Source organism: Rossellomorea sp. QJM3NY_18, assembly GCF_056173145.1.
Genome location: NZ_CM149659.1, coordinates 2,903,518 through 2,916,318, shown reverse-complemented (window position 1 = coordinate 2,916,318; position 12,801 = coordinate 2,903,518). Strand labels below are relative to the sequence as shown.

Here is a 12,801-nt window from a genome sequence, read left to right as displayed (position 1 = left end):
AATCCCAATGAATAAAACCACCTCTTATCTTCAAACACTAGAGGAGAAAAGAGGGAGGTGTGGATGGTGGAAAGAAGATCCTATACAAGTTGGATATACAGGCTTTCAATGGCCCTCATCTTTGCATTATTTCTATATGTTCTCTATTTATTGAAGCCTGTGTGGCATCCGGTATTAGAGGTCGTATTCTTTTCCCTGCTTCCCTTCTTCATAGGCGGCTTCATTGCCTACCTGCTTCATCCGGTAGTGGAGAAGCTGCATGAAGCAGGCATTCACAGGGGGATCGCCATACTGCTCATCTACCTCCTCTTCTTTGGGGGATTGGGCTATAGCATCTATAAAGGGACCCCGGCCATCATTCATCAGCTGAAGGATTTATCGGAGAACGCGCCGATTTTCACAGAGCAGTACCAGGGGTGGTTGAAGGTTGTGCAAAGCGAGACTTCCACATGGCCGGACGGGATCCAGTCACAGCTTGAGAAGAGAATAGACGGACTCGAAGCGTGGGTGACGGGTCTTGTGGCTTTGGTCCTGGCAACCGTCATGAAGTTTATGAACAGTCTGCTCATCGTCGCCATCATTCCCTTCGTATCCTTTTATTTGTTGAAGGATATAACAAAAGTAAAGGCGTTCATGTGGCAGCTCACGCCGAAAAAATGGAGGCAGAGTGCGATATCATTTTCATATGACGTGGATAAATCCCTCGGAGGTTACATCAGGGGGCAGCTCCTCGTCTGTTTGATCATCGGAGGTGTTTCAGCCATCACCCTATGGATGATGGGTATGAAATACCCCCTCATTCTCGGGTTGATCATTGGAGTCACGAATGTGATCCCTTATTTCGGACCGATCATCGGGGCTGTACCGGCAGCCATTGTGGCAAGTACGATTTCCACGAATATGGTGATTTATGTGGTCATCCTTGTCGTGGTCCTGCAGTTCCTGGAAGGTAACATCCTATCACCTCTCATCGTCGGGAAAAGCCTTCATATGCATCCTCTCTTTATTATGGGGGCTTTGATCCTCGGGGGCGAGGTGGGAGGAGTGATCGGAATGATCGTGGCGGTTCCGTTTCTGGCGGTCATAAAGGTGGCAATATTACACGGCAGGACCCATTTTCTTCATGCGATGAAGAATGATAATGCTGAAAAATGGGAATGATCATTGACAAATACCATGAATATTTCTATAATCCAACATATACAAGTATTCGCATAAAATGAAAGCAATGAAGGACCGAGTACGTTATAGTCCATCTTCCAGAGAGAAATCCCCCAGGCTGCAAGGGAATTCAGATGAAGGATAACGGAATGCTAATCCTGAGTGCAGGTAAAGCCTGCCGTCTTGCCGCGTTAAGGTGTATTGAGGGATGAATGAACGCCATCGTGTTTATTCATAACCAGGGTGGTACCGCGAGAAACAGCTCTCGTCCCTGTTTTAGGGATGAGGGCTTTTTTGTATTCTTTTTTAACCATACATATAAAGGAGGAAGCTTGATATGAACAAATTAACAGGCGCAGAAATTCGTCAGAAGTTTTTAGATTTCTTTCAGGAAAAAGGACACGGAGTAGAGCCGAGTGCATCACTCGTCCCTCATGAAGATCCGTCCTTATTATGGATCAATAGTGGAGTAGCGACATTAAAGAAATATTTTGATGGACGTGTGATTCCTCAAAATCCGAGAATCGTGAATGCACAGAAATCGATTCGTACGAACGATATCGAGAATGTTGGGAAGACAGCCCGTCACCATACGTTTTTCGAAATGCTCGGAAACTTCTCCATCGGGGATTATTTCAAAGTGGAAGCGATTGAATGGGCTTGGGAGTTCCTGACGGATGCAAAATGGGTCGGATTCGATCCGGAAAAGCTATCTGTCACGATCCACCCTGAGGATCACGAAGCATTTGACATCTGGAACCAAAAAGTGGGCGTACCTGCTGAACGCATCATCCGTATCGAAGGGAACTTCTGGGATATCGGCGAAGGTCCAAGTGGTCCGAATACAGAAATCTTCTATGATCGAGGACCAGAATATGGAGACAATCCGGAAGATCCCGAATTATATCCAGGCGGGGAAAATGATCGTTATCTTGAAGTGTGGAATCTGGTGTTCTCACAATTCAATCACAATCCTGACGGAACATATACACCTCTTCCTAAGAAGAACATTGATACTGGTATGGGCCTTGAGCGGATGGCATGTGTCGTTCAGGAAGTCCCAACCAACTTTGACACAGATTTATTTATGCCGATCATCGAAGAAACGGAAAAAATCTCAGGTCAATCCTATGGTAAGAATGATGATATTGACGTTGCATTCAAAGTGATCGCCGATCATATCAGAACGGTTTCCTTTGCAATCGGTGACGGGGCCCTTCCTTCCAATGAAGGCCGCGGGTATGTCTTAAGAAGACTTCTTCGCCGCGCTGTCCGCTTTGCGAAACAGATCGAAATCAATCGCCCATTCATGTATGAGCTGGTTCCGGTCGTTTCTGACATCATGGTTGACTTCTATCCGGAAGTGAAGCAAAAAGCAGAATTCATTCAAAAAGTGGTGAAAAATGAAGAGGACCGGTTTCATGAGACATTGAATGAAGGCCTGGCTATCCTTTCCTCCATCGTAAAGGTGCAAAAATCTTCCGGAAGTAACGTGATCCCTGGTGAAGATGTCTTCCGTCTTTATGACACGTATGGTTTCCCTGTTGAATTAACGGAAGAGTATGCCGAAGAAGAAGGATTGACGGTTGATCATGAAGGTTTCGAAAGAGAGATGGAAGGTCAGCGTGAAAGAGCGAGATCTGCCCGTCAGGATGTAGGAAGCATGCAGGTGCAAGGTGGAGTCCTGAGTGATATAACCGTTGAAAGCCGTTTTGTCGGATATGATACACTCGAAAGTACAGCTACAGTTCTTGAATTATTGGTGGACAATGAACGTCAGCCCCAAGTCGGTAAAGGTCAGGAATGCCAATTCATTCTAAACGAAACTCCTTTCTATGCAGAGAGCGGAGGACAGATCGGGGATAAGGGATATATCGAGGCAGAAGGCGTAAAAGTATCCGTTAAAACGGTCAAGAAAGCGCCAAATGGACAAAACCTTCACACAGCAGTTGTTGAAGAGGGGACATTGGTGCAGGGGGCCGAAGTCCTTGCGAAGGTTTCCCGTGAGTCCAGAACAAGAGTGGAGAAAAACCATACAGCGACCCACATTCTTCATCAGGCATTGAAAGATGTCCTTGGAGATCATGTGAATCAGGCAGGTTCCCTGGTTGAACCTGATCGTCTGAGATTTGATTTCTCCCATTTCGGATCTGTGTCTTCAGAAGAAATGGAACGGATCGAAACCATCGTCAATGAGAAAGTTTGGAAGGCGATGTCGGTGAACACGGCCCTTAAATCTCTTTCCGAGGCTAAAGAGATGGGTGCCATGGCGTTATTCGGTGAGAAATATGGTTCAGAAGTGCGTGTCGTATCGATTGGAGACTACAGCCTGGAGCTTTGCGGAGGCTGTCACGTATCCAATACATCCGAGATCGGCTTATTCAAGATCCTCTCTGAAAGCGGGATCGGTGCCGGTACTAGAAGAATCGAAGCCGTTACGGCAGAAAATGCATATAAAGTATTGAATGATCAGGTATCTCAACTGAAAGAGGTTGCAGCGAAACTGAAATCGAATCCGAAAGAAGTAGTCAATCGAGCTGACTCATTATTAGGTGAGATGAAAGAGCTTCAAAGGGAAAATGAATCATTATCTGCAAAGTTGTCTAACATAGAAGCAGGCAGCTTAACGGATCAAGTGAAGGTCATTGATGGTGTGAATGTCCTGTCTGCAAAAGTGGCATCAGGTGACAGCAATGGATTGCGCACGATGATGGATGATCTTAAGCAGAAGCTTTCATCCGGGGTGATCGTACTGGCAACAACTGGAGAAGATAAAGTGACCATCATTGCAGGAGTTACTAGTGATTTAGTCGAAAAAGGATATCATGCAGGTAAATTGGTCAAAGAAGTCGCATCACGCTGTGGTGGAGGCGGCGGCGGTCGTCCGGATATGGCCCAGGCCGGCGGTAAAAATCCAGAAAAAGTCGAAGAAGCCCTTCAATTTGTAGAAGAATGGGTCAAATCCATTTAACTCCGTGTGAAAGTGGTGTACAATGGAGGTAACGATTAACAATTCGGTTGTCAAAAAGACAAGCCTAAAGAGAGGTGCTAAAAATGAGTTCTTTTGACAAAACGATGCGGTTTGATTTTTCAGAGGAGCCGTTCGAACATGACGTGAAGGAAGTGCTCTTACAGGTTCACGATGCTCTGCAGGAAAAAGGGTACAACCCGATCAATCAAATCGTAGGATACTTATTATCTGGAGACCCGGCTTACATTCCCAGACATCAAGATGCCAGAAATATCATCCGCCGTTTAGAACGAGATGAAATCATCGAAGAATTAGTCAAATCGTATTTGAAACAACACAAAGAGGGATAATAGATGCGTGTAATGGGTTTAGACGTTGGCTCTAAAACAGTCGGAGTCGCAATCAGCGATGAGCTTGGCTGGACAGCTCAAGGAATTGAAACGATTAAGATCGACGAAAATCAAGGTGTGTTCCGGATGGATCGAATTAGGGAACTTGCCGATGAATACCAGGTGGATACCGTTGTGGTTGGAATGCCTAAAAACATGAATAACACGATTGGTCCACGTGGGGAAGCGTCTAAAGCTTATGGAGAATTGATTCATCAGGAGTTATCCCTTCCCATTAAATACTGGGATGAAAGACTGAGCACAATGGCTGCTGAACGAGTGCTTTTAGAAGCCGACGTAAGCAGAAAGAAACGTAAGAAAGTGATCGACAAAATGGCTGCGATGATGATCCTTCAAGGATACCTTGACAGCCAAAAATAATGAGGTGAATGTTCATGGAACACGGAGAAAAACAAATTACAGTAGTTGACGAACAAGGAAATGAGCAATTATGCGAGGTCCTTTTCACATTTGAATCAGATAAATTCAATAAATCTTATGTTCTTTATTATCCACTTGGAGCAGATGAGAACGATGAAGAAGAAATCGAGATTCATGCATCTGCATTCATGCCTGGGGACGAAGGTCAGGAAGGCGAATTAAAGCCGATTGAAACAGAAGAAGAGTGGGACATGATCGAAGAAATGTTAAACACTTTTCTTGATGAAGAAGAAGACGCTGAATAAGCAGTCGTCATAGGACTATATGAAACAGGGACCGCAAAAAGGGACAAAAAATTCACCCTTTTTGCAGGTCCCTGTTTCACTTTGTGCAAAATATTGTATAATAGTGGAGATGATGTCGAATTACGCATGACGGATAGCCCGCTTTTTTGCTCGAAAGGGGGAAATGAAAGCGTTGGAAGAAAAGAAAAAGATAAAAGAGACACTTATGAAGAAATTGCTTGAAAGGCAAGAGGAGGCCAAAGTCATTAGAAAAATAGTAGGACTTGTCATTCTTTGTCTTGTCATTATCATAGGGGGAACGGCCATTGGCGGCTACCTTTATGTGAATTCAGCCCTGAAACCGGTTGACCCTGATAATACCAAAACGGTGAAAGTGGACATACCTATTGGCTCCGGGGTATCGAGTATTGGAAAGATCCTGGAGGACAAAGGGATCGTTAAGAATTCAACAGTCTTTAAATATTACGTGAAATTCAATAACGAAGCAGGGTTCCAGGCAGGTTCTTATAATTTGACGCCTTCTATGACATTGAATGAAATCGTCAACAGCTTGAAGACTGGTAAGGTCATGAGAAAAGCAGAATTTAAGATTACCATTCCAGAGGGACTTCAATTAGATCAGATCGCAGAAATCATCGCTGATAAGTCCCCATATAAAAAAGATGAGATTGAAAAGAAATTAAACGATAAGAAATGGCTCGAGCAATTAAAAGAGGAATATCCGGAATTGATTACAGATGAAATCTTCAAGAAAGAAATTAAACGACCGCTGGAAGGATATCTTTATCCTGCCACGTACCCTTTCTATGAAAAGAAGCCATCCTTGGACACAATCCTAAAGAAGATGATCGCGCAAACGAATGAAGTGTTGGCTCAATACCAGGAAGCCATGGCAGCAAACGATTATACTCCTCATGAGCTTCTCACCCTTTCATCCCTTATCGAGGAAGAAGCGACGGAAAAAGCGGACAGAGGGAAAATATCAAGTGTGTTCTATAATCGTATGGAAGAAGGAATGCCCCTTCAGACAGATCCGACGGTCCTATATGCATTAGGGAAGCATAAAGATAAAACCGTATATAAAGATCTTGAAGTGGATTCGCCATATAACACGTACAAAGTGAAGGGGTTGCCGCCTGGTCCGATTGCAAATGCGGGCTTGTCTTCGATCGAAGCTGCCCTGCAGCCTGAGGATACAGAGTATTATTATTTCCTCGCTGCTTCCAACGGCTCGGTTTATTATTCTGAAACACTGGATGAGCATAACGAGAAAAAGGCAAAATATATTACCAACAAAGAAGAATAGCACTGTGAGAAGAGGAAAGAAACATTCGCTTTCCTCTTCTCTGTGTGGTAAAATAGTACAAGTTATTTTTATATCCGGGCGTTGTCTTGATGAACGTGTGAAGTAGAAAGCTCATTGTAGCTTTCTTCTTTTCATGTTAAGAAAGAAGCGTTACACGGACACCATTTATGAACATGATCGTGAGGCTTATATATGAACGAACAAGTGATTGGCTATATAGAATCAATCGTGAAAGGACGTCCAGCCTTGATTTCCGAGATGGAGCAATATGCAGAGGTTCATAATGTTCCCATCATGGAACTGGTCGGGATCGAAGCACTCCTCGGGATGTTACGGATCCAACAGCCGAAAGTGATCCTTGAAATCGGGACGGCCATCGGATATTCGGCCCTCCGAATGGCGGGGGCACTTCCAGAGGCGACGGTCGTCACCCTTGAGCGGGATGAAGAAAGATTTGAAGCAGCACAGGAGTTTCTCTCGCGTTCTGAAGATGGCAAGAGGGTCGTCACCCTGTTCGGTGATGCATTAGAGCTTGCCGAAGAAGTGAAAAAGCACGGACCGTACGATGCCATTTTCATAGATGCTGCAAAGGGTCAGTATCTGAAATTCTTTGAACTATACTCCGGTATGCTGTCAGAAAACAGCGTCGTATACTCGGATAATGTCTTATTCAAAGGACTGGTTGCAGAGGAACACGTCGAACAAAAAAGAATTCGGAACATGGTCAAGAAGCTGCAGAATTATAACGCATGGCTAATGAATCATGAAGAGTTCGATACGAGTATTTTACCAGTCGGGGACGGAATCGCCATCAGTAAAAAAAGAGGTGAACAACGATGAAAAAGCCGGAACTTCTTGTAACCCCTGCCTGTGTGTCCGATATTGAACCGTTGGCCTCTGCAGGTGCCGATGCCTTCATGATCGGTGAAGAGCGGTACGGTCTGAGGCTTGCCGGGGAGTTCTCCAGGGAAGATGTGGGGGAAGCTATCAAAGTCGCCCACAAACACAATAAGAAAGTATATGTGGCGATGAATGCCCTCTTTCATAATGATAAAATCGCCGAACTTGATGACTACATTGCATTTCTTAAAGATCGGGGGGCGGATGCCATTGTCTTCGGTGATCCCGCCGTACTGATGGCTGCACGTGAGGCGCCGGAGATGAAACTTCACTGGAATACGGAAACAACGGCCACCAATTGGTACACCTGTAATTATTGGGGCAGAAAAGGTGCAAAACGTGCAGTACTTGCCCGCGAATTAAGCATGGATAGCATTGTAGAAATGAAAGAACATGCAGAGGTCGAAATCGAGGTCCAGGTGCATGGAATGACCTGCATGTTTCAATCCAAACGTTCATTGCTCGGGAATTATTTTGAATATCAAGGCAAAGTGATGGAAATCGAAAACCGGAAAGAACAGCGCAATATGTTTCTTCACGATGAGGAGCGTCATAATAAGTATCCTATCTTTGAAGATGGGAACGGCACGCACATCATGAGTCCGAATGATATGTGCATCATCGATGAGCTTGGTGAAATGATGGAAGCGGGTGTCGACTCTTTCAAGATCGATGGAGTGATGAAGTCTTCGGCTTATATCCTGGAAGTGACGAAACTGTATCGTATGGCCATAGATTTGTGTGCAGAAGACGAAGAGCGTTATGAGGAACAGAAAGACGAGTTTCTGGAAGAAGCGAAAGGCAAGCAGCCGGATAATCGTCCGTTGGATACAGGATTCTTCTTTAAAGAAACCGTGTATTAATAACGATAGATAGATTGATCAGAACGGAGGAGTTATGATGACCACGGTTGTGAAAAAAACGATCTCGAAGGTTGTGGACGGGAAGCGTGTCATTGTGAAGAAACCTGAATTACTGGCTCCTGCCGGTAATCTGGAAAAATTGAAGATTGCTGTCCATTATGGTGCTGATGCTGTCTATATCGGCGGGCAGGAATATGGACTGCGTTCAAATGCCGGTAATTTCACCTTTGAAGACATGAAAGAAGGCGTGGAGTTCGCTCGGAAATATGGTGCAAAGATCTATGTTACCACGAATATCTATGCCCATAATGAAAACATGGATGGTCTTGAAGATTATCTTCGAGGACTGGAGGAAGCCGGAGTAGCGGGGATTATTGTTGCAGATCCCCTTATCATTGAAACCTGCAGAAGGGTGGCGCCGAATGTAGAAGTGCACTTAAGTACACAGCAGTCCCTTTCAAACTGGAAAGCCGTTCAATTCTGGAAAGAAGAAGGACTGGACCGGGTGGTGCTTGCCCGTGAAGCAAGCGGCAAAGATATCCAGGAAATGAAAGAGAAAGTGGATATAGAGATTGAGACCTTCATTCACGGAGCGATGTGCATTGCCTATTCCGGACGTTGTACATTAAGTAACCATATGACAGCGAGGGATTCAAATCGCGGGGGCTGCTGTCAGTCATGCCGCTGGGACTATGATTTATATGAATTGAATGAAGACGGGGAAAATCCCCTTTACGATAAAGCAGATGCCCCTTTCGCCATGAGTCCAAAAGACTTGAAGCTTGTCGAATCCATTCCGGGAATGATTGAATTGGGAATCGACAGTTTGAAAATTGAAGGTCGAATGAAGTCCATTCACTATGTGGCCACGGTGGTTAGTGTATACCGCAAAGTGATCGATGAATATTGTAAGGACCCGGATAACTTCAAGATTCAGAAAGAGTGGCTCGAGGAGCTTGAGAAGTGCGCGAATCGTGAAACTGCCCCGGCATTTTTTGAAGGGGTACCCGGATTCAAGGAGCAGATGTTCGGAGTTCATAACAAGAAGAATACAAATTATGAATTTGTAGGACTGGTATTGGATTACGATGAAGAAACCCAGATCGTCACCCTGCAGCAACGGAACCATTTTAAGGCCGGACAGGAAGTAGAGTTTTTTGGTCCTGAAATCTCCAATTTTACCCAGGTTATAGAAAAAATGTGGGATGAACGGGGAAATGAACTTGAAGTAGCCCGCCACCCGTTACAAATTGTAAAATTCAAAGTTCATCAGAGAGTATATCCTGATAACATGATGCGAAAGGAGAACACCTAATACTTATGAAGCAGAAACCCGTTGTGATTGGTGTAGCAGGAGGATCCGGCTCAGGTAAGACGAGTGTCACCAAAGCCATTTATGAAAAATTCCAAGGTCATTCGATTTTAATGCTGCAGCAGGATTATTATTATAAAGATCAATCGAATCTACCTTTTGAGGAACGTCTGAAAACCAATTATGATCACCCATTAGCCTTTGATAATGATTTGTTGATTCAACATTTGCACGGTCTTTTAGATCATCAGCCCGTCAATAAGCCGGTGTATGATTATAAAATGCACACTCGTTCGGATGATACGATTCTCGTTGAACCGAAAGATGTGATTATTTTAGAGGGGATTTTAGTATTAGAAGATGAAAGATTGCGTAACTTAATGGATATTAAGCTTTATGTAGATACAGATGCGGATCTTCGGATCATCAGAAGAATGCTTCGCGACATTAAAGAGCGCGGACGTTCCATTGATTCTGTCATCGATCAATACATTACCGTCGTTCGCCCGATGCACAATCAATTCATCGAACCGACGAAGCGATATGCCGATGTGATCATCCCTGAAGGCGGTCATAATCACGTGGCAATCGATTTGATGGTAACTAAAATTCAAACAATTCTTGAACAAAAGTCATTTTTGTAATACGATAGCATAGATAAAGACATATAGGCGAGATTTAACATTTCCCACAATGTAAAGAAGCAGGGAATGGAGAGAGAAGAAATTCCACCTCCATTCCCTCCCTTTACATACGTAGAACATTTACATATGGAGCATGGGGAAGCTCTTAGATAGAAAAGGAGTGAAGAGGGTCATGAGTACAGATAAAGTATTTCCGATGACAGCAGAAGGTAAAGAAAAGTTAGAAAAAGAACTGGAGAATTTGAAAACGGTTAAACGTAAAGAAGTCGTTGAGCGCATTAAGATCGCCCGCAGCTTCGGGGATTTATCCGAGAACTCTGAGTACGATGCAGCGAAAGATGAACAAGCATTCGTTGAAGGACGTATTTCCACTCTGGAAAACATGATTCGCAATGCGAAGATCATTCAAGAAAATGATATGAATTCAGATACAGTTCAATTAGGTAAAAAAGTGACATTCGTCGAATTGCCGGACGGGGACAAAGAAACATACACAATCGTCGGTAGTGCAGAAGCGGATCCATTTGAAGGAAAGATTTCAAATGATTCTCCAATTGCGAAAAGCCTTCTTGGACATAAAGTAGGCGCTGAAGTGAATGTTCAGACTCCAGGTGGGGAAATGAGCGTCAAGATTGTAGAAGTAAGCTGATCACCCGGGAAGGGGCTCGAATTTAGAGCCTCTTCTTTTTTATGATTAATTCGCCTAAAACTCGTCAACAATGGGGACGAGGTGACAAAATGAAGCGGAAACGAATCAGGTTGTTCAGTATCGTCCTATTACTTGCTCTCTCTGGGCTTTCAGGGAGATTGATGCAATTGCAATTATTTCAGACTGAATCCTATTCCAAACATAAAATCAATCTTCTTGAAGAAAGCGTCGCGCAACGGACGCAAGCATTGGTGATCGATGAAGGCAGGGGGGAGTTTCTCGATCGGAACGGTGAACCCCTTACGTTTACAGAAAAGAATGTTCTGGTCCTTTTCCCGTTTCTTAAACAACTGGATTGGCCGGTTGCAAAAGTGGCAGAGATCCTTCATGTTCCACAGCAAACGATCCGAACGAAAGTGGAGCAAGCGAAAGGGCCGATCGTTTTCGGAGGGAAAGATCCCTTAAGACTTTCAGAAGAACAGATGAAGGAAATTAATTCCCTTGAAATACAGGGAGTGTTTGCCCTTACGAAAAAGTTTAAAAGCGACGAGGTGCCTGCATCCCAGCTGATCGGGGTGACGGGGGAAAATACAGACGTATTCCACGAGCGCTACCCTGACAAAGTAAAGGGCGCCAATCAGAAAATCGGGGTGTCAGGACTTCAGGAGAGCTTTGATGAATGGCTGGTCGCAGAAGAGGAAGCGAAATTGATTTATCATGTCGATGCCAGAGGAGGTCCATTATTCGGGGTGGATGTAAAGTATCTGGCACCAGCCAACCCATTTTACCCCCTGAATGTGAAGACGACCATCGATGCAAGGATGCAGCAGGCACTGGAAGAAGTCGCTGATACGTATAACATTCAAAAAGGGGGGCTTCTGCTACTTGATATCGAAAAAAGTGAAATACTCGCCAGTGTTTCAAGACCAGCCATGAAGAGCCGTGACCCATTCAGTGGAGGAGCGACGAATAACATGTTGAAAGCGCTGATCCCGGGTTCTGTGTTTAAAACCGTCGTCGCAGCTGCAGCGATGGATGAGGGGATGGTGGATGAACGGAGGCTTTTCCCTTGTGATGAAGACATCTATGGGGAAACCGCAGAAAAACCTCACGGGGACATTAATATAAAGACAAGCATAGCTGTCAGCTGTAACCGTACATTTGCGGATCTTGCTAAAGAGCTGACAGAGAAGGATGACCACCTACTCGATGAGTATGCCGAGAAAATCGGACTGATCGGTGACATTGCATGGAAAGGCAATGTCTTTCATTACGAGAGCTTTCCCCAGCTTCAGGTGAGTGAAGGAAGGATCTTCGCCTCCGATGGGGACAGGGCGGAACCTAAACTAGTCGCCCAAACAGGCATCGGGCAACAGGAAGTCCGCGTCACCCCACTCGGCATTGCCAATATGATGGCCACGATTGCCAGGGGGGGAGAGAAATTTCAGGTGAGTGCCGTCTCTTCCGTGCAGTATCAAAATGGGACCAACATGTTTTCCTTTCCTAAACAGAAGGTAGAGGGGGAGACGATCACCCCTTTCACGGCCATGAAGCTTCAGCAGTATCTTAGAGGTGTGGTGAACTCACCGGAAGGTACCGCACCCTATTTGCAAAACGCCGCCTACACCATCGCCGGAAAGACTGGAACGGCACAGACTGGGAATTACCGGGGAGAAAGGATGAAGGCAAACGAATTATATAATAAATGGTTCGCAGGCTATTTTCCCTTCGAAGATCCCAAATATGCCCTGGTAGCCGTCAACATGGACGTGACCATAGGCGAAGGAGGAATTTATCCGATCTTCAAAGACAGCGTCGATGCTGTCTACCGGATTGATCATGAGTAGAAGGGAGGTTCCGTGAGTTCTGTGACCTTTTTCCCTTTATAGCTGAATCATCCCGTTATGGATAATGTTTCGC

12 protein-coding genes and 1 other annotated feature are annotated in these 12,801 nt (G+C 44.8%); all 12 genes read left to right on the top strand.

Annotated features, from left to right (window positions below):
- The first annotated feature begins 63 nt into the window (after positions 1–63).
- The 12 genes from AC0VXY_RS15105 to AC0VXY_RS15050 all read left to right on the top strand — a co-directional run bounded on the left by AC0VXY_RS15105 (position 64) and on the right by AC0VXY_RS15050 (position 12,728).
- On the top strand, positions 64–1,161 hold the full coding sequence (locus tag AC0VXY_RS15105; RefSeq protein WP_475525715.1) for an AI-2E family transporter: 1,098 nt from the start codon (positions 64–66) through the stop codon (positions 1,159–1,161).
- Between the two features lie 58 nt (positions 1,162–1,219).
- Positions 1,220–1,437 (top strand) — a binding site (T-box leader).
- A 61-nt stretch (positions 1,438–1,498) separates the two neighbouring features.
- Positions 1,499–4,132: an alanine--tRNA ligase gene (alaS, locus tag AC0VXY_RS15100; protein WP_475525714.1), complete on the top strand. Its 2,634-nt coding sequence runs from the start codon at positions 1,499–1,501 to the stop codon at positions 4,130–4,132.
- A gap of 83 nt (positions 4,133–4,215) precedes the next feature.
- Complete coding sequence (locus tag AC0VXY_RS15095) at positions 4,216–4,482, top strand: IreB family regulatory phosphoprotein (RefSeq protein WP_034757362.1); 267 nt, start codon at positions 4,216–4,218, stop codon at positions 4,480–4,482.
- A 3-nt stretch (positions 4,483–4,485) separates the two neighbouring features.
- Positions 4,486–4,902 carry a Holliday junction resolvase RuvX gene (gene ruvX / locus AC0VXY_RS15090; RefSeq protein WP_475525713.1) on the top strand — a complete coding sequence of 139 codons (417 nt, stop codon included), beginning with the start codon at positions 4,486–4,488 and terminating at the stop codon, positions 4,900–4,902.
- Between the two features lie 14 nt (positions 4,903–4,916).
- Positions 4,917–5,207, top strand: a complete 291-nt coding sequence (locus tag AC0VXY_RS15085; RefSeq protein WP_034757367.1) for a DUF1292 domain-containing protein — start codon at positions 4,917–4,919, stop codon at positions 5,205–5,207.
- A 163-nt stretch (positions 5,208–5,370) separates the two neighbouring features.
- Positions 5,371–6,513: an endolytic transglycosylase MltG gene (mltG, locus tag AC0VXY_RS15080; protein ID WP_475525712.1), complete on the top strand. Its 1,143-nt coding sequence runs from the start codon at positions 5,371–5,373 to the stop codon at positions 6,511–6,513.
- Between the two features lie 192 nt (positions 6,514–6,705).
- Complete coding sequence (locus AC0VXY_RS15075) at positions 6,706–7,353, top strand: O-methyltransferase (protein ID WP_475525711.1); 648 nt, start codon at positions 6,706–6,708, stop codon at positions 7,351–7,353.
- Positions 7,350–8,276: a peptidase U32 family protein gene (locus AC0VXY_RS15070; RefSeq protein WP_475525710.1), complete on the top strand. Its 927-nt coding sequence runs from the start codon at positions 7,350–7,352 to the stop codon at positions 8,274–8,276. Before AC0VXY_RS15075 ends, AC0VXY_RS15070 begins: the two co-directional genes overlap by 4 nt.
- A 37-nt stretch (positions 8,277–8,313) precedes the next feature.
- Entirely contained in the window at positions 8,314–9,591 is a 1,278-nt protein-coding gene (locus AC0VXY_RS15065) for a peptidase U32 family protein (RefSeq protein ID WP_475527874.1), read from the top strand.
- Between the two features lie 5 nt (positions 9,592–9,596).
- On the top strand, positions 9,597–10,232 hold the full coding sequence (gene udk, locus AC0VXY_RS15060) for a uridine kinase (RefSeq protein WP_435990059.1): 636 nt from the start codon (positions 9,597–9,599) through the stop codon (positions 10,230–10,232).
- A gap of 172 nt (positions 10,233–10,404) precedes the next feature.
- Positions 10,405–10,881, top strand: a complete 477-nt coding sequence (gene greA / locus AC0VXY_RS15055; protein WP_060670735.1) for a transcription elongation factor GreA — start codon at positions 10,405–10,407, stop codon at positions 10,879–10,881.
- An 89-nt stretch (positions 10,882–10,970) separates the two neighbouring features.
- The gene (locus AC0VXY_RS15050) at positions 10,971–12,728 is read left to right on the top strand and encodes a peptidoglycan D,D-transpeptidase FtsI family protein (protein WP_475525709.1); all 1,758 of its coding nucleotides are present in this window, start codon (positions 10,971–10,973) and stop codon (positions 12,726–12,728) included.
- The last annotated feature ends 73 nt before the right edge of the window (positions 12,729–12,801 follow it).